General features: G+C 35.3%; 18 protein-coding genes and 1 pseudogene. 12 read left to right on the top strand and 7 right to left on the bottom strand.

What is annotated here, in order from left to right; genetic code table 11:
• The first annotated feature begins 13 nt into the window (after nt 1–13).
• The 6 genes and pseudogenes from F6K18_RS01650 to F6K18_RS01675 all read left to right on the top strand — a co-directional run bounded on the left by F6K18_RS01650 (nt 14) and on the right by F6K18_RS01675 (nt 7,314).
• A complete protein-coding gene (locus F6K18_RS01650; protein WP_287518021.1) occupies nt 14–3,271 on the top strand; it encodes an ATP-binding protein in 3,258 nt (1,085 codons plus the stop codon).
• Complete coding sequence (locus F6K18_RS01655) at nt 3,271–3,702, top strand: hypothetical protein (RefSeq protein WP_287518023.1); 432 nt, start codon at nt 3,271–3,273, stop codon at nt 3,700–3,702. Before F6K18_RS01650 ends, F6K18_RS01655 begins: the two co-directional genes overlap by 1 nt.
• A 263-nt stretch (nt 3,703–3,965) precedes the next feature.
• Nucleotides 3,966–4,205 carry a hypothetical protein gene (locus tag F6K18_RS01660; RefSeq protein WP_287518024.1) on the top strand — a complete coding sequence of 80 codons (240 nt, stop codon included), beginning with the start codon at nt 3,966–3,968 and terminating at the stop codon, nt 4,203–4,205.
• Nucleotides 4,206–4,210: 5 nt separating this feature from the next.
• Nucleotides 4,211–4,696 (top strand): DUF3368 domain-containing protein, encoded by a 486-nt coding sequence (locus tag F6K18_RS01665; protein WP_287518027.1) that lies wholly within the window; start codon nt 4,211–4,213, stop codon nt 4,694–4,696.
• A gap of 324 nt (nt 4,697–5,020) precedes the next feature.
• Nucleotides 5,021–5,181 (top strand): annotated as a pseudogene (locus tag F6K18_RS01670) (porphobilinogen synthase); the annotation flags it as partial.
• Between the two features lie 1,719 nt (nt 5,182–6,900).
• Complete coding sequence (locus tag F6K18_RS01675; RefSeq protein ID WP_287518028.1) at nt 6,901–7,314, top strand: AbrB family transcriptional regulator; 414 nt, start codon at nt 6,901–6,903, stop codon at nt 7,312–7,314.
• Between the two features lie 495 nt (nt 7,315–7,809).
• On the opposite strand, the gene F6K18_RS01680 is transcribed toward F6K18_RS01675, so the two are convergent.
• A complete protein-coding gene (locus tag F6K18_RS01680; protein WP_287518031.1) occupies nt 7,810–8,043 on the bottom strand; it encodes a hypothetical protein in 234 nt (77 codons plus the stop codon).
• A 1,081-nt stretch (nt 8,044–9,124) separates the two neighbouring features.
• Here F6K18_RS01680 and F6K18_RS01685 point away from each other — a divergent pair.
• Both F6K18_RS01685 and F6K18_RS01690 read left to right on the top strand, forming a co-directional pair.
• Complete coding sequence (locus F6K18_RS01685) at nt 9,125–9,607, top strand: TerB family tellurite resistance protein (RefSeq protein ID WP_192901217.1); 483 nt, start codon at nt 9,125–9,127, stop codon at nt 9,605–9,607.
• 643 nt (nt 9,608–10,250) lie between these two features.
• Nucleotides 10,251–10,397 carry a hypothetical protein gene (locus tag F6K18_RS01690; protein ID WP_287518033.1) on the top strand — a complete coding sequence of 49 codons (147 nt, stop codon included), beginning with the start codon at nt 10,251–10,253 and terminating at the stop codon, nt 10,395–10,397.
• A gap of 469 nt (nt 10,398–10,866) precedes the next feature.
• Here F6K18_RS01690 and F6K18_RS01695 read toward each other — a convergent pair whose 3' ends face one another.
• Both F6K18_RS01695 and F6K18_RS01700 read right to left on the bottom strand, forming a co-directional pair.
• Nucleotides 10,867–11,010 (bottom strand): hypothetical protein, encoded by a 144-nt coding sequence (locus F6K18_RS01695; RefSeq protein ID WP_287518035.1) that lies wholly within the window; start codon nt 11,008–11,010, stop codon nt 10,867–10,869.
• 150 nt (nt 11,011–11,160) lie between these two features.
• On the bottom strand, nt 11,161–11,712 hold the full coding sequence (locus F6K18_RS01700; protein ID WP_124147478.1) for a 3-isopropylmalate dehydratase: 552 nt from the start codon (nt 11,710–11,712) through the stop codon (nt 11,161–11,163).
• An 825-nt stretch (nt 11,713–12,537) separates the two neighbouring features.
• On the opposite strand from F6K18_RS01700, the gene F6K18_RS01705 reads away from it, so the two are divergent.
• The gene (locus tag F6K18_RS01705; protein ID WP_287518037.1) at nt 12,538–13,401 is read left to right on the top strand and encodes a hypothetical protein; all 864 of its coding nucleotides are present in this window, start codon (nt 12,538–12,540) and stop codon (nt 13,399–13,401) included.
• Nucleotides 13,402–14,118: 717 nt separating this feature from the next.
• On the opposite strand, the gene F6K18_RS01710 is transcribed toward F6K18_RS01705, so the two are convergent.
• Together F6K18_RS01710 and F6K18_RS36325 are read right to left on the bottom strand one after the other, a co-directional pair.
• Entirely contained in the window at nt 14,119–14,400 is a 282-nt protein-coding gene (locus tag F6K18_RS01710) for an SIS domain-containing protein (protein WP_287518038.1), read from the bottom strand.
• Between the two features lie 163 nt (nt 14,401–14,563).
• A complete protein-coding gene (locus F6K18_RS36325; protein ID WP_353734980.1) occupies nt 14,564–14,989 on the bottom strand; it encodes an SIS domain-containing protein in 426 nt (141 codons plus the stop codon).
• Between the two features lie 237 nt (nt 14,990–15,226).
• On the opposite strand from F6K18_RS36325, the gene F6K18_RS01715 reads away from it, so the two are divergent.
• The 3 genes from F6K18_RS01715 to F6K18_RS01725 all read left to right on the top strand — a co-directional run bounded on the left by F6K18_RS01715 (nt 15,227) and on the right by F6K18_RS01725 (nt 18,088).
• Nucleotides 15,227–16,906, top strand: a complete 1,680-nt coding sequence (locus F6K18_RS01715; protein WP_287518039.1) for an AarF/ABC1/UbiB kinase family protein — start codon at nt 15,227–15,229, stop codon at nt 16,904–16,906.
• 455 nt (nt 16,907–17,361) lie between these two features.
• Nucleotides 17,362–17,643: a hypothetical protein gene (locus F6K18_RS01720; RefSeq protein WP_287518041.1), complete on the top strand. Its 282-nt coding sequence runs from the start codon at nt 17,362–17,364 to the stop codon at nt 17,641–17,643.
• Nucleotides 17,624–18,088 carry a VWA domain-containing protein gene (locus tag F6K18_RS01725; RefSeq protein ID WP_287518044.1) on the top strand — a complete coding sequence of 155 codons (465 nt, stop codon included), beginning with the start codon at nt 17,624–17,626 and terminating at the stop codon, nt 18,086–18,088. The genes F6K18_RS01720 and F6K18_RS01725 overlap by 20 nt, the downstream gene beginning before the upstream one ends.
• Before the next feature lie 579 nt (nt 18,089–18,667).
• Here F6K18_RS01725 and cobW read toward each other — a convergent pair.
• Both cobW and F6K18_RS01735 read right to left on the bottom strand, forming a co-directional pair.
• Nucleotides 18,668–19,714, bottom strand: coding sequence for a cobalamin biosynthesis protein CobW (cobW, locus tag F6K18_RS01730; protein ID WP_287518045.1), 1,047 nt, complete (start codon nt 19,712–19,714; stop codon nt 18,668–18,670).
• Nucleotides 19,715–20,380: 666 nt separating this feature from the next.
• The gene (locus F6K18_RS01735) at nt 20,381–20,503 is read right to left on the bottom strand and encodes a hypothetical protein (protein WP_287518047.1); all 123 of its coding nucleotides are present in this window, start codon (nt 20,501–20,503) and stop codon (nt 20,381–20,383) included.
• Nucleotides 20,504–20,835 lie beyond the last annotated feature (332 nt).

A 20,835-nucleotide genomic window follows, 5' to 3' on the forward strand; every position in this document is an offset into this window, starting at 1 on the left:
AATATTTGTAATCATGCTACCCTCAATATTTAAAGCTTGCGTTCCTAAAGCCGAAATTCAATCAGGTAATTTATCAGCAGAAATATTTGCAGCTAAACTAATATCAGTTGTAGAAGGAAACGCTCCTTATGTTTATCAAAATGCTGATGCTTTTTTTGCCAATACTTATCCCACCGACGGGCTAAAAACTCTGATTAAAGAAGTATTTTCTCGTCTCAATAAATCAGCAGCGGGCGCACCTGTGATTAGATTAGAAACAAGTTTTGGTGGTGGTAAAACTCACGATGAAATAGCTATTTGGCATATTTGTCAAACAGGTAGAAAAATACAAGGATTAGAACGTTTTACTGACTTAAATTTAATTCCTAATTCTCCTATTCAAGTAGCAGCAGTAGATGGTCGTGACTTAGACCCAGAGAATGGTATTTTCCGTCAAGATGCAGGATTTACAACTTACACTTTATGGGGAGAAATTGCCTATCAGATAGGAGGAATTGCTGGTTATGAACTTTTGTCTGGTAGTGATAAAAAAGGGATTAGTCCGGGTACTTCTGTTCTTAAACATTTGATTAATGGCAACCCCACAGTAATTATATTAGATGAAATTGCTCATTGTTTACGAACTGCTAAAGCAAAGGTTATTGGTAATAGTGATTTAGCAGAACAAGTGGTGGCTTTTCTATTTACTTTAATGGACTTAGCAGGTGCTAGCGATAATATTGTATTTGTTTACTCTTTAGCTTCCATATCCGACACTTTTTCTCAGGAAACTACAGAACTAAAAGAACTAATATCCACAGAATTTAAAGAAGTAATATCTGCTTCTGCACGACAAGAATTAATTATTAGTCCTTCTACAGATGTGGAAGTTTATAATATTGTCAAACAACGATTATTTGATAGTGTAAGTGCTGAAGTTGCTGAAAAAGTCTCCACACAATATCTTAAATCATATCGCGCTTGTAAACTCAACTTACCAGATGGATGTAAAGATGCTGACTATGCAAGTGCAATCGCTCAAAGTTACCCATTCCATCCAGAGTTATTTAACCTATTGACGAAAAAAATTGCCTCTATCCCAGAGTTTCAAAAAACTAGAGGTGCGTTGCGTTTATTTGCTCAGGTTGTCAAACATCTATGGCAAAACCCCACAGAAAACATTCCCATGATACATACTCACCACATACCAGTGGGAATGGATGATGACGTAACTAATGACTTGACTTCCAGACTAAAACGTTCTCAAATGATACCACCTATTAGGGCAGATATTTACAATACCGATGGCAGAAAAGCTTATGCTCAGGTTCAAGATGAAAACTGGATAGCAGCAGGTAAACCACCTTTTACAACTTGGACTGCCAGAACAATTTTTCTTCATTCCTTGACTCAAGGTACTTCTTCTGGTATTAATAAATCGGAATTAAATTTATCCCTCTTAACACCAGGAATTGAAATTGGATTTGTGGAACGTGCTTTGGAAAAGTTAACCTCAGTTGCTTGGTATTTAGATTATGACCCTATAACATCTAGAAGTAGATTTAAAGAAGAGCCTTCAATTAATAAAATTGTGACTGAGGAAAAAGATATGATAGGGATAATTGAAGCTAAAGAATATTTACGAAAGCAACGGGATACTATTTTTGCTAAGAGAATATTTAACTCAATTCCGGCTCCTGCTAGTCCTTCTGAGGTTGATGATAAACCGGATGAAATTGCTCTGTGTTTAATTGATTTTGATGAGGCGCTGGTAAAATCCACTACAGATAATCCGCCGGAAATTGTAGATAAAATATTTAATAATACGGGTGAATCAGGAAAATTTAGAGTTTATCGCAACCGTTTATTATTCTTAGTTGCTAATAAAATTGAACTAGAAAAAGCTGTCGATAATGCTAGGGAATATAAGGCTATTCAAAACATCTTAAAAAGCCAAAATCGTCTGCAAGATTTATCAGAAACTCAGCAGCAACAACTGAACGGCAGAGCAAAAGACATAGAAGTGAGAATTTCCTTAACTAGCACTTACCGTCATTTATTCTATCCGAGTAATGACCCGAAAAAAGCTCCTAATGGTTTAATGCACTATACTTTACCTACTCAAGATGCGAGTACAATTAAAGGTAAAAGTAATCAACAAGATGTAATTGTTAAAGCTCTCAAAGACTGTCAAAAATTTCGTTCGGAAGAGGAAGCTAAACCTTATGATCCCGCTTTTATTTTACAGAAAGTTTGGTCTAGTGGGTTAGACTCAATATCTACAAAAGGTATCAAGGAGGCATTTGCTAAAGATTTAAGCCTAAAATTTCTCATGGGTAGAGAAATTTCATTGTTACGAGATACTATTGTCAAGGGGGTGCAAGAGGGGAAATGGGATATGAAAGTAGGGGAGCGGTTGTTTATCAAAACAGAGCTTGGTTTACCCAGTTTACCCAATATTGAATTTTCTGACAATATGGTATTGTACCGTCGGGGAATATTAGAACCTCCTGCACCGAAAATAATTGAACTTAACGCTCAGGTGATGCAGAGTCGGGAAGCTGCTAAACCTGTACGAGTCAGATGGAAAGCTAAGGGTGCTTTGACTGTTACTCTCTACCAAGATAATGATGTCATCCCTGGTAATTTTAAACCAAGTGATGAGTATGAAACTACTATTACTGAGGATACTGTTTTCAAAGTTATAGCTGACTATGGTAATGATGAAACTGAGTCAAAAGAATATGCTGTTACTCTTACTCCGGCGATAAGTGTTAGCTCTCCCACGAGTACCTATCAAGTTCCTGGTAAGAGTGACAGTGAAGGTACTCAAGGAGATATCTTTGACTTTCAACCCCCCAATATTAATCTAGAGGGAACGGTTAATACTGTGTTGACTAAATTTGGTGATGAATGTAGCGATCGCAAAGTCGCAACTATTGAATCTTTAGAATTAACGGTAGATAAAGCAGTAGACTATCGTAAAATAGGTACAGCTTTACCATTACTTAGCAGGTTAAACATTTCCATAGACCAAACAGTAACTATTCAAGCACCAGACCAGTTTGTGCGGTTTGAATATCAAGGGAAAATACGGGGGTTTCAAAGTTTTTTCACTACTATTAGTGGTTTACTGAATGTACCAAACGCTCAAGCAGATGTTAATCTCAAAATTACTATTGAGTTTCCTACACCTATTACACCAGGAGGGCACGAACTCAATGCTATCAAACAAGCGTTAACCCGCAACCCGGTAGAGCGCATTAGCTTAAGTGCAAAGGTGACATATTAATGCAGGAGTTTCAGTTAAGAGTTGTGCCGTTAGATAATAATAATTTGGCATTGGAATTATATCAATGTTCTTATAAAAAAGCAGGGGAGAAAAAACGACCTGCTGCTAAGAAAATTGCCAAGATAAAAGGTAATGCTTTGGTATTGGCAAGGCAGGCAATTTATCAAACTCTTAAGGTTAATAAATATGACCCGAAAACTCTTTCTTATAAACGGCAATCTCCTTATATTTTGTCTGAAGAGTCTGGAGTAAGTTTAGCAATTTTATTTCAGGCATTACAACCTTTATCAAAACCTGAAAGAATATCTAATATTACTGAGGGAGTAATGGAAATGAGTAGTGAGGAAGCTCATTATTGGTTTGCTAAAATTAACAATGGTAAACGTAGTCCGGCGTTGAAAGCGATGAGAGTTTTATTAGGAGACCTGTAAATAATGGATAATTGATAATGGATAATTGATAATTATCTGTTTTTTACAATGAAAATATTTACCAAAATAATTATTTTATTTCCACTCTTAATTTATGGAATTGATATTATGAATAAATTTAATGTTACGAATATTAAAAAGTGCTATTCACTCAGAATGGTTTGGGTTTGGCAAATTTCAACAAATATATTTCAGGGAATTTATAGGAGGAAAATATGACAAAATAAATAATATCTCTATCTAACTGATAACTGATAACTGAAATGACAACTACTCTTGAATTTAAAGATATTGCTGGTGCTTTACCAATTTTTGTCGAACCCGAACAAAAGGAAAAGTTTTTATTTGTTTTAGGTGCTTTAATAACTAGATTAATTAGTTTGAGAAAAGGTGCTGAAATCATGGGAATTGATGCTGAGGAATTGTTGCAAATCTTGGATTTATTAGGCATTGAATTTTCCTATCTTTCTTCTGAGGATATAGAACAGGAACAAAGGTGGTAAAAGTTTTGAAAATTGTAATTAATTCGTCTCCTATCATCTTTTTAGTCAGGTTGCAAGCTTTAGAATTATTTCTTAATAACAATTATGAATTTTATACAACGCCCTCTGTTGTGACTGAAATTAATGCTAAAAGTGATGAGATTAGTCGGGCATTGACTCCTGTATTGGCAGCAGAAAAGTTAATAGTACAAAGCACTAATTTAACTTCTTTATTTAATCGGTTACATAAGAGTTTTGGTCGGGGTGAATCAGAAACTATTGCTCTGGCTACGGAATTACAAGCTGATTTTGTAATTTTAGATGATTTAGCTGCTAGAAAAATAGCTACTAATTTAGGATTAAATGTAAAAGGAACTTTAGCAATTTTGAAAAAGTTAGTTGTGGAGGGAAAAATAGAAATAGGTAATAAAGATGAGTTTTATCAAAATCTTGTCAATATCAAGTTTAGAATTTCTCGTTCAATTTTTGATGCTGTATTTCGTGATGTTTAGGAGATGAATTGAACTGAAAAATACTGTTCGCACAGAAGATTTTTTATTAATTCAATGAATAAATTTATTGGACTTTGGACAAAAAAAGTTAGCGTAATATTTACACTAACTACTGAAATTAAGATTTAAAGACCGAATTCATACTGGAATTATCTTTGTTTTTGAAATTATTTATCATCCTGAAAATCATAGGNACTCACCGGACTTCAACAAGATTGAAGAAGATTTTGCCATTCTCAAAAAGCAACGGATATATGCTCCACCAGAAACAACACTGGATGACATTGTTAGACTGTACGGAACTTAATTGTAATGACTATATTAGTAGTTGTAGATACTTGTTTGTGTGAATACACCAGTCATGGTCACTGTGGTTATTTAGAAGTAGGAGACTTAACAGGTCGTGTATTAAACGACCCTACTTTAGAATTGCTGAAAAAACAGCCGTTTCTCAAGCTCAAGCAGGTGCTGATGTAATTGCACCATACTGAAGAATCTCAAATATTTGTCATTGATATAGTTTAGCAATCGCCAAAAAATACAAATCATACCCCAAATCAGCAATGCCAATACTTTTAGGACTTAGGCATAATATCATGTCCGGATAAGATCGCAATCAAAAAACTGTATCTTTCTTCTTCTTTCTTGCCTCCTGACTCCTGACTCCTTGGTCATTTATTTATAACTGTTCAACCGGACATGATATTAGAAAGTATTCTCATCATTGCGACCGACAGGGTTTGCGTAGCAGTCCGGAACGGAAAGCAATCTCAAATCCTAGTTTTTCCTACCTCATGCGTAAATCCTGACTCTATAAAAAGACGAATTTACATCATGTCCGCTCGGGTAGCGAGATCATAAAATTCTTAGGTGGCGCAGTGGTAGGTGTAAATTCAGGAGGGAACAATGAAAGTGGCGGAAATGTGAGATATTTCTTCAACATTTAGAGGAGAAAATTTGTATTATACTTAATCATCCGGACATAGTATTAATCATCAAAAATTACAACCAATATCCTTAGATAACTATTTGAAATCCCTGCAAGAAAACCATAGTAATTCGCGAGATATACTCACGAATTTTTTTTACCTACAATAACTGTTTAACCAGATTTGATATGAGTATTTATTTTCATAGAAACCATTTGGTATCATTTCCGTTTACAGCGGTTTTCATTTCACTAGACCACAGTAGACATCTCCTCCAAAAGAGGGAGTAGGCAGTAGGCAGTAGGGAGAAATAATTGATATATCTAGTGTGAGAATTGATTTTATTTTTGATTTTTGGAGATGTCTAGTAGGGGCAAATGGCCATTTGCGCTACGCAAAGCTCCGCTTTATATGTCGCGGAGCGAAACGCCATTACAGGGTTTTGCTTATGACGATGTGGTTCAAAGATCGGTAAAAGCGTTGTAATAGCGATCCGGAAAAAGCTCCTCTAGTTTAGACGGCAAATCTCTTGGGTTATCACCACTACCTAAATCTCTACTCCCTTATTTATAAGTATTCAATCGTAAATTATATGACATCTATAATAACTACCATTAGCAAGTCTTTTCAGTATCTGTTTTGATGAAAAATCAGCCCTCAAATTTAACTTTCCCGTATTGCTTAACCAACATCCCTCTTACTTCAAACTCTTATAAAAAAACTTAATATTAACAAAGATACCAATGGTTTCTATCAGTAAAGTCACTACATCTACCAATTAACACGATAGCCTAACTGCTACTTATCAAAATTTTTACCAATAAATACAATTTTAGCAAATATTTTAAATCACTATTCAAAGTTAGGCCATAACTTTGTAGAGGAAATTTCAGATATCCAAATACCTAGAATGACAGATCCATTTTCAAAAAATCCGGCTGGTAAATTAAGCAAACTGATTAGATAATTTACCTTATATTTGTCACATTTTTCTTTTCTCCTACCTCCTAAAATAATTTTGTACAAAAATAAACCTAATAGAATCTAATAGAATAGGAACTCTTGAAAATTAGGAGAGAATTTCAGAGTAACAAGAATGCTTAAGTTCCACATTATGGAAATCTAGATTATCTACTCAAATATTAGTGGCCTTAAGGCTTAGTAAATTTTTTTTTGCACAATTGATAAATTTCAGGATATATTTTAAATAACCCTAACAATTTTCAGTAAAATTGATTTACTATATTATAAAGAGAAGGAGAATTATTAAGAACTATGGTTGAAAATTCAGAAACTCCATTAACGGGAAAATTTTTACTTCAAAAGGTAAAAGAATTTGCTCACTTACCACGAAGGGAAACTGCTAAACGTTGTGGATATTACACAGTTACAAAAAATGAAGAAACTCGTGTTAATCTCACAGATTTTTATGATGCAGTTCTAGCAGCAAAAGGAGTTGATTTAGATCCTGACGGTAGTAAAGATGGGCGTGGTAGAGAACCAACTTATCGAGTTAGCGTTCATAGAAATGGCCAAATTGTCATAGGAGCAACTTATACCGCATCTATGGGATTAAAACCAGGAGATGAATTTGAAATAAAGCTAGGATACAAACACATTCATTTAATTCAAGTAGAAGATGAGAAGGTCGATGAGACTAATGGTAATGGCTCACAGATAGAAGAATAAATGGAATGGAGAAGCCGAGGAATTGTAATTGACTAGATTGGAGATTAATTTTACCTCTAAAATAATTACCTAGTTAATATATAAATATTGTTATAATTCCCGGATTCTCCCTAATTTATTCTTTATCTACAGGTAAAAATTGAAATAAAAAATCTATATTTTTAGTTGACTCTGTAAATAAGCTGACCAAAAAAATAAGGTCTCAAGCCTCCCCTTATTAAGAGGATAAAAAAGGAAATTCTGCATCTTCTCGCCTCCCTATTGCAGTAAGTAATGACCGCTATTCTGATTTTTTTTCTTCAATTGAATTTTCTTTAACTACTACTTTTTCCTACGGAATGCTAGGCAAACGGTTTTTTGGGATTCGTCCGCGCGTATTTTAATTCCCTTTCTTCGAGTTTTTTTATAAATGTTGTATTGTTACCATAACCAGCATCAATTTCAGCCATATTCAACCAACTTCCATGCTTGGGAGTATTTTGATATCAAATCCGTTTAATTAGGTATAAAAATATTCTCTATCTTCACCATTGCCAAATCTTTATAACTGTTTTCCCTCCTATACGTCGCTCTACCGACGGTTCCCCTACCTGACTCAGTCGTCCTACCTTCAAAAGATTTTATACCGATGCTACCGGATTTGATATTACTCCTGATAGTAAGGGCAGCGATCGCATAGATAAGTAGATATATTTTATATATAGTGTTAGGCAAATAGGCTCTTGACATTCCTCTATTCCCTCACAGGAGTCCCCATTCCCTCTCTTGGTCGATTGGATATAGCAAGGTTCCCTCGCCATCCCACCCTTCGGGAAGCTGCGCTAACGACCGCTTTGTCAAAGGGACATTTCCTGTAAAGTATTTAGGGTTTGCTGAAAAAGTCTTATGGGTGAGGGTAGGAGTCAGTCCTCAGTCCTCAGTCCTCAGGAGGAACGGGGAATTATAGAGGAGATAGTAGGAAGAATAGTCCCTTAATTTTTTGGCCCCTATCTTGACCAAAATCCGCTCCTAATTGAACCATTACTACCTAAAACCTCGCACTTTTTGATACTTAAAAAGGCACTTACCTTTATCTGCAAAGACTTTTAGATTTATTCAGCAAGCCCTATTTAGATCCCACTTATTATTCGTAACATTCTTTTTTCAAATTGGTATAAGTGAATCCCAAGAAAGCACCTCTAACTTTTCCCTCAAATGTCACCCTACTTGATTGACAACTAGAAGCACTCGCTTTTTCGCCCCAATCTCAAAGTGCTCGGCAAAATCTTTGAACACTTCACTAAATAGGGTTTGCGGAATAAATCTTATGGGTGAGGGTAGGAGTCAGGATTCAGAATTCAGGAGGAATGAGCAATGAGGAATTACAGAGAATATAGTCGGAACAATTGTTCTGAGATTTTTCTGCTCTTGTCTGCTCAAAATCCTGACATTTTCAGCTTAAGGGAGCAAAAACCTTGCACTTTTTTAGTACACGCCTTGGCTAATATCTTTATATATCAATGCTTTTAGATTTAATCAGCAAGCCCTAAATAGGTCTATCCTCACCCATGACAATATCCACCAGTATGTCTGTCCAGTTTTAAGTTGAACGAACGCATATCACTACAACTATTCTCGTTTCTAGTTCATAAGGGCTGGCGGTTGTTGGCCTCGCTCTACCCAAGTCCGTCTCACCAATGGATGAAGGCCAATAGTATGGTGGGACTTTTCGCAAATTCAGTTAAAAATTGTCAACGATTGGATAAGAATTGCTGAGTTGATGATAGGTTAAAACTTTAGCTATGAATAGCCAAAAATTGAGGAAAAATCTATGGCAGTGCAACCACCTCCACCTCCATCTATTACTCCACGCCAGATGAATTTGTTGCGGATTGTTGCTTATATGGCATGGTCTGACGGACAACTGGCACAAGAAGAAGTGGACTTAATGTTAAATCGATTTAGTAGTCTTTTTGCTACAGGAGATCAGCAGCAACAACTTCAGGAAGAATTAAGGGATTATTTCATGCAAAATATCCCATTAGGGGAGTCAATTCCTAAATTAGAATCCCAACAAGAACGGGAACTGGTGCTAAAGTTGGGTTACGAAGTAATTGCTTGTAGTGCTCGTACTCCTGAAGAACCAAATATTAATGAAGATGAAGAAGCTGCTTATGAAAATTTAAAGCAATTGCTGAATCTTCCAGGTGATATAGTGGAGCGTATAGAAACTGAGGTAAAAACTGAACTGAATAACCAAGAGGGAATAGTTGAGATGATGACTCGTGGTTTACAGGAATTTATGCAAAATTAATGGATTGATGGTCAATGTAGCAACTCATCTATTGTTGCTTTTTCCCTCTTTTACTTTTTCTATAAGAGAAAGTAGGCGTTGGTAATTGATGGGATGATTTATATTTTCGGATAGCACCCCCGTACCTACCCCAATTAGTGACTGGGGGATTGCCCCTACAAATTTCATTCTGTGATTTACCAACGCCAGAAAGTATCAAAGAGGGTATGTTTTAGTTTATTTTGCTAAATTGAAAAGTCAAATTATTGCTATAATTGCAGCTTGAGAATTTGAGAATATCTTAAGCAAATTTAAGAATGTATAGCAGAAGGAAGAAAGAAGAAGGAAGAAGGAAGAAGGAAAGAGGAAAAATCTTACGTTATCTGAGTTTTAAGCTTTTGATCTGTCCTAACCTTTCCTTCGACTACTATATCTATATTTATAAACTATGTCAGAAATTTAATTAAGAACCTCTAATTGTTTCCTAAATCAATAATCTAATATTGAGTTGTGAGTTTTTATTTTTTCTACATCGATAGTTTCTAGCGTAAATAAATTTTTCATGGCTTTCCTATGTAAAAGCAAAATTTAGTATTTAGGTTTTAATTCTTGGATAATTAAAAAGATAAAAACAGATAAATTAAGTAAAAAAATAGCTAATCTGATGATGGAGAAATCATATATTAGTTACTTAATTTCTAATGGTAATAGTCAACCAACTAATCCCAAAAAAATAATTTTAGACCAGACTTTTTCGTACAACAGACCAACCAAGGCTATAATTATCGGGCTACCATACAAAGATGTTTAAATAACTATAATTTAAGACTAAAAATATCAACACTTAGAATCGGCTTTAATATTAATTCTACTGTCTGAAGCTGGCCATCAATTCAGATTAAGTTGAGCCAAAGTTGTCAGAGCATCATAATGTCTCCAGATCCAAGCAGAAATTAAAGAAATTACCAACACGAAAGTAGCATTCAAGAAGGAAGAAGGCTTTAGTTATCTAGGAGAGAAGAGACTTGTAGCTTTATAAACTAAAAAATTGTAGAAACCCCCGCTATGTAAAGCTTGTAGTTATTTATCGAACAAAAGACTCGAAATAATTACCCTGTCTAGGTTTTGGAGATTTTTTCTATCTATTTAGCGACAAATCTAAGGAAGAAGGAAAAAATAATTCTCTGATATAAAATAATTGGCAATCCTGCAACCGTAATGGTATTGATTGAACTTGGGACAAATTACCTCAGTTCCAATTAATTAAAAGAAAGCGGTCGTTAGCGCAGCTTCCCGAAGGGTGGGATGGCGAGGAAACCTGCGCCATATCCAATCGACCAAGAGAGAGCATGTATTTCGGTTTCTTTCCTACTCACAGTTTTTTCCACTCCCCATCTCCTCATCTCCCCATCTCCCTCTACCATTACTATGCACCACTACCAAATAATTAATTTTAGACTGGTACTTTCTGAAGATTTAGCTTACAAAAAATACAAAAGTACACAACTAAAAATTATCGAAAAATTGAACAGTAAAAAGGAGAGATTAGTTTCTCTCCTATTGAAAATAACAATTTAACTTGGTTTTTGGGAAATCATACCTGTTTGACGCGCATAGGCAAAAAGACCACCAGCATCAATGACAGGTTTTACTTCTCCTAAAGACTTCAATTGATAACTTATACCAAGAGTATGATTGGTTAACTGATTTTCTTCAAAATCAATAGTAACTTCCTGACCAGTTTCAAATAACTCACATAGGCGATCAACAGACTCCCAAGGATATAACTCCCCAGTGGCTGAACAATTACGAAAAAAGATGCGAGCATAAGATTGAGACACTACTGCTTGGACACCAGAAGCACCCAAGGCGATAGGTGCGTGTTCCCGCGAAGACCCACAACCAAAGTTTTCTCCAGCCACAATGATTGGATAATGGGTTTTCATTTCTCCCGGTGAGATAAACTTACCGTAGCGATCAGGCAACCCACATAGAGCATAACTGCCTAACTTTTCATATTCATCTGGCTTGGAAGGAACCAAAGTCAAGTACTCGGCGGGAATAATTTGGTCAGTATCAATATTGTCATCTAGTACAAAGATTTTGCCACTTAGGGATTGGGCCATAATCACTTTCCTGTTTTCCCTCTATTGCTGTCGCAAATTTTAACATAAGACTTTTAACTTCAAATAGCTAATACCGTAGACCTCTTGAAGAATTACTAGACTTAGCTGTAGTTGCCGGAAACATAGAACAGAAAAGAGAAAAAAGGATGATAACAGATATAATTTTTACTTATTATATATAGGGGGTATATTTTATACCAAGCGTGAAAAAAGAATGTGACGAATAGTAAGAGGAATAAAAAGACGCGTGCAGGATATGTCCTTTGGCAAAGCGGTGCGACCCCGCGACGACCCCAGCTCGCTTGCGGAACGCGCACCAAGAGAAAAGAATGATTTCCGACCTGAAAAATGGTATTGAAGCTATTCATTCTAACTCCTGACTCCTAAGAAATATCCTAGCTATTTATAGCAAATATTTATCAATTTGGTATTACAACTCTACTTTTAATCAGAAGTTGGTCATATTAGTGAAACGGCCAGTTTATAAGTAAAGCCAAGGTTTTATAGTGGGAATTAAATTATGCAAGGAATATCTTTCAAAAGTTCTAATACCATTTCTCTGTAATAATGCGCTTAATAATTCTTTCCCAAACCTGAATTTTACTAATAGCTGTTATCTTTTATTAAGCGCAACTTCATAGATAAATGGTATAACTATGTCCGTATATACTATTAGGAAAAAGCTATAAATTTCTTTAAATTTAATTTGATTTTATTGCTTTCTTTTCGGTAATAACTGTCAAGTATGACCAAGAAAATTTAGACAAATTAAAAATGATATTTAACCATCTGAGTTAACTATTAAATCAATTGCAGTAACTACCAATGACAGATAAAATTAACGATATATTTATACAAGCACGTCAAGGAAGTGTAGCAGCTATTATTCAAGTTCTTAATCAACAGCTTGCTACATTAGATGTAAGAATTAGAGCTATATTTTCTGATGGTGTTTTGCAGCTTTTATGCGAAGCAACTCAGATTGAACAGTTGGAACAGTCTAACCTTGTACAACAAGTTAAGTACATTCTCGAAGAAATCTCACCTCGTAATATCCGAAAAGTAAATATTAATAGCAGAATTGTTCAAGAACAGCAATTACTATGGCTTGATGAAATTACCAGAGATCCAAAAGATAAGTTGCTCTGGTCTCAACAAATTACTTTGACTAAGCCCAATATTTTTAAACAAATAGCACGTCATTTTCAGACAAATAAGCCTAAAGCAATTCCCATATCTCTATCTAAAAGTGTCGATCGCGCTCAAATACAAAAGCAAAATCAATTCCAACTGGGTATGATGGGTGGTTTTTTTCTAAGTCTGTTGATGCTAGTTTTGGGCATCCAAGTTAATAAATGGCTAAATTTTTCTAGGTTAGATAGAATATCAGCTCTGAAAAATACAACCTTACAATCTCCGGACTCCACTATTAAAAATTCAGAGGATACTAAAGCTGAGTCGAAAGAAGCTTTTGCTCAAGCGGTGCGACTTGCTCAAGAAGCTGCTGCTGATGGTAAAACAGCTCAGTCTCAGGAGGAGTGGACGGCGATCGCCTCCAAATGGCAACAGGCATCACAACTAATGGCCTCTGTTACTCCAAGTTACTCACGCTATGATGTGGCAGTCAATAGAGCTGAACTTTACCAAAAATACAGCGATATAGCTAAACAAGAAGCCGATAAAAAATAAGAAATTCTCTATTTATTTCTGTATCATTTGTATCATTTTTTTACTAAATTCAAAAAATAACCCTACACCTTATTACTCAGGCTATGATGTAGCAATGAATAAGGTTGAACTTTACCAAAAATACAGCGATATAGCTAAACAAGAAGCCAATCAAAAATAAGAAATTCTCTATTTATTTATGTATAATTTGTATCATTTTTTTTACCGAATAATTAATAATTAATAATTAATAATTAATATAATATTAAATAATATCATGTCCGGATAATTAGTGATAAAAAAAACTTTCTTTTTCTTCTTCTTTCTTCCCTCCTGACTCCTGACTCCTGACTCCTGACTCCTTCATCATTTATTTATAACTGTTCAACCAGACATTATATAATTCGCGCCTTGAAGCCTCCCCTTTTAAGGGGAAAAAAGAAATAATATTTCCTGATATTCAATTCCGTAACGATTTTAACCAGAGGTAATTATCAATTATCAATTATCAATTATCCATTAATGAAATCTTCCTAGAACTGTATTAATGAGCGTGCACGGGCAAAACGTGGGTCTTCGAGCCTAAATCCATCAGGGTTTGTTCCGCACTCTAATGCTAAGTAGTAGGTAAATAATTGGAGTGGCACAATGCAGGTTAGAGAACAGAATGGTTCTGGAACTTTTGGAACAATAACCCACCCTGTTGCGCTAGCATGCAGCGATTCCGCTGCCCCGTCGCTAATTACTATATAAGGTGCACCAATTTCTTGGATAAGTCTCGCTAGCTCGAAAACGCGCCTCTGTGCTGGACCAGTCGGCGCAATCAAAATAAAAGAGATCTTCTGTTTCAGTACATTGAAATGGCCCATGCAGCATCGTTTCGATTGACATACCTTCAGCTTGCAAATAAGAAGTTTCCTTAATTTTAAGGGCTATTTCATAAGCTGTGATAGCATTTTGGCCGCCACCAACCAACCAGATGCGTCGCTGATTGACTTGTTCGTGGGCGAAGCGTACCATCTCATTCTCCGTTTCTAGTGCTACAGACAGTAGTTCAGAAAGTTCATACTCCAGAAAACTTTTCGATAGAAGACTTGTCCCGGTACGATGAAAGCCGATACGATCCGCAAGAGTAGATAAGACTGAAATCGTACCAATATAACTAATGGTATGAGCAGCTGACTTATCCTGTGCAACTGTAGGTAAGGTGACATCGCTTTGTACAGCCGGTAATGAACACCGTGTAACAACCTACTTCACGAGCATATTTGAGAGATTCAACTGTATAAAGTTTATTCCCGCGATGACTAATACCAATGACACAATCTCTTGGTGTTATTCGGGGTCTATAAAGCGCAAAATCAAATGAGTGAAATGTTTGTGTGAAAAGATCTCCCCCATACAAATGCATTAAGTGTTCACCCACGAGAGCTGCATGATATGAAGTTCCAATACCAACTAAAAATAGTCGCTCACAGGAGGCTATACGGGTAGCACAATTATCAATTAAGACTTCATTGCGTTGAGCTACATGAGTAAATGCTTGAGGTTGTGCAAAAATCGCCTCGTACATATGAAAGGGGTGTTTCGATCTTTGTTCGCTAGACATAATAAGACTTTTCCTTGTTTTTAGACCATTAACATAATTCACTAGCTCAAAAAGGAAAGGCACTTTTTTGTTACAATATGTTACAATATGCTATAGAATTGCTTCCAATGTCAAGGGACTTAGCTGTTCTTTTTTAGCTTGATACTGATAACTGATAACTGAAATGACCCATCTTCCGGAATTTTCGTTTCCCAGTTACAATCAATGGACGGTGGATAGATTTACATAACTTATAGTATGCTCACTCAAGATGCTTCTAAGTCCCTTCGTTGGCAACGCACTCAATATTCTCCTCTGACGAGAAAAATAGATGTTTTTAGTGCCTTCGGAAAATTTTTTTTCTTTTTATGGTGGGACAATTTATTTCAAAATAAGTCTGCCTCTGTGAGAAAGCGTAGGGCTAAGTGGTTGGTGAGGACTATGCTAGATTTAGGCCCAACTTTTATCAAAATAGGTCAGTCTTTATCCACGCGGGCTGACATATTACCGAAGGAATATGTGGAGGAGTTAGGAAAATTACAAGATAATGTGCCTTCTTTTGAAACGACAGAAGCGATCGCTATTATTGAGTCTGAACTTGGTAACTCTCTTTATTCTCTCTATCGAGATTTTCAAGAACGTCCCATTGCTGCAGCTAGTCTTGGACAAGTACATAAAGCCAAGTTACAAACAGGTGAGGAAGTTGTAGTTAAGGTACAGCGTCCTGGATTAAAATCTTTATTTGACTTGGATGTAAAGGTTGTCAAAAGTGTTATCCGTTTTTGTCAAAAGTATTTTGCTTGGGCTAAAAGGTATGAATTAGATGCTATTTATTATGATTTTTTTAAAATTCTCTATCAAGAAATTGATTATGTGAATGAGGGTAAAAATGCCGATCGTTTTCGGGAAAATTTTAAAGATTATTCGGAAATAATTGTACCTGTTGTTTATTGGACTTATACTACGGAAAAAGTTATTACTCTTGAGTATTTACCGGGAATTAAAATTAACGACAAAGTACGACTAGAAGCTTGTAAGATTAATCCAAAAGGGATTAATCAAATAGGAGTTTGTTGTTATTTAAAGCAATTATTATTAGATGGTTTTTTTCAAGCAGATCCTCATCCAGGAAATTTAGCTGTTAGTTTAGATGGTGGTGTTATTTTTTATGATTTTGGCATGATGGCTGAGGTAAAGTCATTGACAAAAGACCAGATGATTAAAACGTTTTTTGCTATTCTCAGAAAAGATGTTGACCAGGTGCTTAATACTTTGATTACTATTGGTTTAATTGAACCAATGCCGGATATTATGCCTGTAAAAAGATTAGTGAATTTTCTATTGGAAAATTTTACAGATAAACCTGTTGATTTTTATAATTTTGATGAGATAAAAGAGGAGCTTTATGTTTTGTTTGAGCAGCAACCATTTCGTTTGCCTTCCCAAATGATTTTTATTCTGAAGTCTCTATCTACCTTAGATGGTATTGCGAGAAACCTCGATCCTGACTATAGTTTGGTTACTTGCGCTCAACCTTTTGTCAAAAGTATTACTGTTGCTCAAGGTAGAGGTAGAGTTGTAGGAGAATTGGCAAAACAGACAAGAGATTTTATTAAGTATAAATTACAGCAACCTAGTAAAAGTGAAATTTTAATCCGTCAATTAGAAACGAAAATTGAAGATGGAGAAATTCAATTTAGAGTCCGCTCTATTGAAAACGATCGATTATTAAAACGAATTAATTTAGCGTTAAAAATTTTGATTTATACTTGTTTTTCTGGTTTTACTTTCCTCTCAGCTTCAGTTTTATTTGTAGGAGGATCTATGAAAGCAGCAATAGTAGTTTGTATATTATCAGGATTAGGATTTATCTTAGTTTTAAAGTCAGGATTTCAGTTATCCTTCAGAGAAAAATTAGACAAAATGCCAGATAAGTGAATATTTATATATCCGTATCAATTATCTTCATTGACCAAAAAATAAGGTCTCAATACTCCCCTTTCAAGGGGATAAAAAAGCGGTCGTTAGCGCAGCTTCCCGTAGGGTGGGATAGCGAGGAAACCTGCCCCATATCCAATCGACCAAGAGAAAATAAAGCTCAATATTTCAATCTCAATACTTCAGGCAGAGGTACTGATAACTGATAACTGAAATGGCCTTTCTCAAATTCAAATTATCTGGAAAATATTAAGCATCAGGACTTCATTATTTACTCTTGACTCCCTATTTTTTATACTACGTTTTGAAGCGCGGAATGCAGATTTAACTTATTTATTTATGGCAACCAATTCCATAATCAGCAATTATAGCAGTCTAAAGAAAGGTTAGGACAGTTAAAAAGTTTAAAACTCAGCAACGTAATACTTTTCTTCCTTCTTACTTCTGCATAGATAATGATAATATCAAGACGTTCATATAGTTTTCTTGACTTATCAGTAAAAATGTCTCCTGAACAATTTTTGTCATCCAGTGTTTGGCGCACCAGAATGAAGACTTACTTCAAACTCATGGATGTTGATCAAAATGGCATCTTGACCCTCTCCGACTTTGAAGAAATTGCAAACCGTTTAATTCAACTTCAAAATGATTCATCAAGGTCTGAAGAAATTCGGGAGATGTGTCGTTCTGTGTTTTTACAGCCTATCCCCATTACTTTTGCGTCAAGAAGTTACTAAACTAGAAGCTTATTGTAGGGGAGATGCACCAAAAAGTAGTTTAGATGCAGTGATGTTAACATTGCGTCAACCCTTTGATTTAGAAAGTAATAAAGCTATTGTTTTAGTAACAGATGCTCCTCCACATATTTTCGATAAAGAAACTAAAAATATAGAAGAAGTATTAACAGCTATTCAAACCATAGAAGTAGAGCAGTTTTATTTAGTTATTGCCACTCAAGATGTTGAAAGTCAAGTTAATTTAAAGTTATTATTTGGAGTCAAAGGAATGGCATTTGATTCAGGAGAAGGTGATGATTTCCGCATTCGCTATAAAAACTTTAAACAAATTTTAATGTCCCTAAGAAAAACTATTTCTACTGCTACACGCTCTCCACAATTAAATACTGATAATGAAACTCTTAAATATTATGTATTTCGTAAGCATTCAGCCATCAATTATTAGCTAGCCTCATAAGGTAGGAACTGGGGACTTCAGCTATTAATTTTGAGTCCGCTTAAAAGCAAGCTTTGAAATTGAGGAAAGAATAAAAAGTTACTGCCATGGGTCCCCGGACTAAACCTTAGAAGTAATTAGGGCTTACTGATTAAATATCAAAGCATTGACTGATATTGGTTTTAGGCTTTTTATGCCTTTAAAAAGTATGAGCTTTTCGGTAGCTTAGGTTAAAAAAGTGAGGATTTTCACCGAAGCAAAAGCCGAAAAATCACTCTGACAATTCTTACTCCTACCTCCTCGCTCATTCCCATTTCTCCTGTCTCCTGTCTCCTACCCCAGCAAAAAGACTTTATGAGCGCAAACCCTAATTATTCATTAATAATTGCTGTTAACGTAGTTCCTCCGTTTGTGCAGCATTCCGCAGAAAAGGAGGCTAGCTGAATGCTTACTGTATCCCCAAAAAAAGGTAATAAAATATTTCACTTAAAAAGCGTTTGAGTCCGGAATGCTCCCCTTACCAGATACCTAATTATATGCACAAATTTTTAGGCTGAAGTGCTGAAGTGCGCTCTAGCTGATAGCTAGTTAATTAGATAATTTTTTACCTAACTCGGACTGAATTTTTTCTCTTTGTAGAGAGCGACCAATTAACACTAACTTAGTCTGTTTAACTTCCTCTTTTTGCCACTGACGGTCATAGAAATAATCAAAGCGCGAACCAACTCCCTGTAAAACTAAACGCATTGGTTTATTTGGCACTGCAACAAAACCTTTAATCCGATAAATTTCATCATTTATCGCTAACCTTTTTAACTTTTCTACTAACTCTTTCGGTTCAAACTCTTGCTCTAAAATTAAATGAACAGAATTAATTTCATCATCATGTTCGTGGTCTTCCTCAGTATCATGATGACTAGGTCGAGCATCTAAATCATCTTCAACTGCTGCATTAAATCCTAACAATACATCCGGACTAATTTCTCCTCCAATGCAAGGAACTATTTTTACAGTTTTAGGCAACTGTTCTTTTAACCAATTTTGTACTTTATCTAAAGTAGCTTCATCAACCATATCAACCTTAGTTAATAAAACTAAATCCGCACAAGCTAATTGGTCTTCAAATAATTCCTCAATTGGTGTTTCATGGTCTAAATTTGGGTCAGCTTGACGTTGAGCTTCTAAAGCATCAATATCTCCTACCAAACTACCATTTGCAACTGCCTCACAGTCAACAACAGTAACAACTCCATCTACAGTTGCAGAAGTCTTAATTTCCGGCCAACGAAATGCTTGTACTAAAGGTTTAGGTAATGCTAACCCAGAAGTTTCTATTAAAATAGAATCGATTTTTCCTCGACGCTTTAAGAGTTGTTGCATAGTAGGAAAAAATTCTTCTTGCACTGTACAGCAAAGACAACCATTTGTTAGTTCAACAATGTTATTAGTAGCATCTTCTTCATCACAAACTTGACAGGAACGTAGAAGTTCTCCATCTATGCCAACTTCTCCAAATTCATTAACTAAAACTGCAATACGACGACCTTGATTATTTTGTAATAAATGGCGAATTGTGGTGGTTTTTCCACTGCCGAGAAAGCCTGTAATCACAGTAACAGGAATTTTTGCACTCATAAATTTTAATCGTGTTTATTGATGATTTTTTTGACAAATAGAAAATTGAGAATAAGGAACAAGGTAGGAATCAAAAATTAGAATAAATAAAACTAAGTACAAAATTACCTAGATTTATTAGGTATAGCAGAAGGCAGAAGGAAAAAGGAAGAAGGAAGGACTGAAAAATCTTATGTTGTCTGAGTTTTAAGCTTTTGATATCTCCTAAACCTTTCCTTTAACTGCTATGAATATTTTATGAACTACGAAATTTCATCTTTTCTTTTCTTTGGATTTTTTCCTTTATCTATAGCAAAAGCAAATATTGAGTTGCTGAGGAAATAGAGTGATGATGAATCAAATAAGGGGATATGTTTTTCCCATTGTTGTTTTCTGGAGTTCTTGCCCGTTTCCTGCCATTAGAGTTTAAGTAAGTAGGTCTAATTAAACCTTAAAAAAATTGTAGGGGCGGGTTTAACCGAAAGCTTTGACTTAAGTGCGATGAGTTTAAAAACCCCCCTCTAATATTGCATTTATGGGGTTGCACATTATGGAATGATATTGCCAAAAATTAGTTTAGACTTTGACTAAAAAGAACCTAATATCAATCATTCTAGCAATTGATTAATCCAAAATCCTGTTCATCAAAAATCTAAAATCATTCGTCACTATGCAACGCCGCATTTATCATTTTCTTTGTGGGTTTAATACCCCACAGTCAACGGGGGTGTTCAAAATTACTTGGGGGAGCGAATCCCCATGTAATTTTCCTCCTGTCTCCTGTCTCCTGTCTCCTGTCTCCTTCTTCAATGATGCTCACCTACTTAGAAATGAAATGAGTTTGAAGCTGGATTATAAATTTTTTGCGAGGCAAAAAAAGTTAATAAAACTTTCCCTTGTTTTCTAGAGAATTAAGTTTCTTATTTACATTGGAAGTGTAAATTCTATAGCTACATTTAATATCATGTCCGTTTAATAGCGTTCAGGAAAAACTTTCTTCTCCTCTTCCTTCTTCTTTCCTCCTGTACGGGCAAACCACCGTTTTGCCCTACTCCTGACTCCTGACCCCTCCATAGTTATTTATAAGTATTCAACCAGGCATGATTAGCGAACAAACAGAGGAACTACTACAGTCTTGAATA

It is taken from the genome of Okeania sp. SIO2C2 (assembly GCF_010692625.1).
Taxonomy (GTDB): Bacteria; Cyanobacteriota; Cyanobacteriia; order Cyanobacteriales; family Microcoleaceae; genus Okeania; species Okeania hirsuta.

Excerpts from the sequence above, each read along its gene's own strand:
- F6K18_RS01690 (WP_287518033.1), top strand. The coding sequence starts at position 10,251 with ATGATGGAGAAATCATATATTAGTTACTTAATTTCTAATGGTAATAGT.
- F6K18_RS01715 (WP_287518039.1), top strand. The coding sequence starts at position 15,227 with ATGCTCACTCAAGATGCTTCTAAGTCCCTTCGTTGGCAACGCACTCAA.
- F6K18_RS01720 (WP_287518041.1), top strand. The coding sequence starts at position 17,362 with ATGATAATATCAAGACGTTCATATAGTTTTCTTGACTTATCAGTAAAA.
- F6K18_RS01710 (WP_287518038.1), bottom strand. The coding sequence starts at position 14,400 with ATGGTACGCTTCGCCCACGAACAAGTCAATCAGCGACGCATCTGGTTG.
- F6K18_RS01695 (WP_287518035.1), bottom strand. The coding sequence starts at position 11,010 with ATGGTAGAGGGAGATGGGGAGATGAGGAGATGGGGAGTGGAAAAAACT.
- F6K18_RS01650 (WP_287518021.1), top strand. The coding sequence starts at position 14 with ATGCTACCCTCAATATTTAAAGCTTGCGTTCCTAAAGCCGAAATTCAA.
- F6K18_RS01685 (WP_192901217.1), top strand. The coding sequence starts at position 9,125 with ATGGCAGTGCAACCACCTCCACCTCCATCTATTACTCCACGCCAGATG.
- F6K18_RS01700 (WP_124147478.1), bottom strand. The coding sequence starts at position 11,712 with ATGGCCCAATCCCTAAGTGGCAAAATCTTTGTACTAGATGACAATATT.
- F6K18_RS01705 (WP_287518037.1), top strand. The coding sequence starts at position 12,538 with ATGACAGATAAAATTAACGATATATTTATACAAGCACGTCAAGGAAGT.
- F6K18_RS01655 (WP_287518023.1), top strand. The coding sequence starts at position 3,271 with ATGCAGGAGTTTCAGTTAAGAGTTGTGCCGTTAGATAATAATAATTTG.
- F6K18_RS36325 (WP_353734980.1), bottom strand. The coding sequence starts at position 14,989 with ATGTCTAGCGAACAAAGATCGAAACACCCCTTTCATATGTACGAGGCG.
- cobW (WP_287518045.1), bottom strand. The coding sequence starts at position 19,714 with ATGAGTGCAAAAATTCCTGTTACTGTGATTACAGGCTTTCTCGGCAGT.
- F6K18_RS01680 (WP_287518031.1), bottom strand. The coding sequence starts at position 8,043 with ATGTCAAGAGCCTATTTGCCTAACACTATATATAAAATATATCTACTT.
- F6K18_RS01675 (WP_287518028.1), top strand. The coding sequence starts at position 6,901 with ATGGTTGAAAATTCAGAAACTCCATTAACGGGAAAATTTTTACTTCAA.
- F6K18_RS01660 (WP_287518024.1), top strand. The coding sequence starts at position 3,966 with ATGACAACTACTCTTGAATTTAAAGATATTGCTGGTGCTTTACCAATT.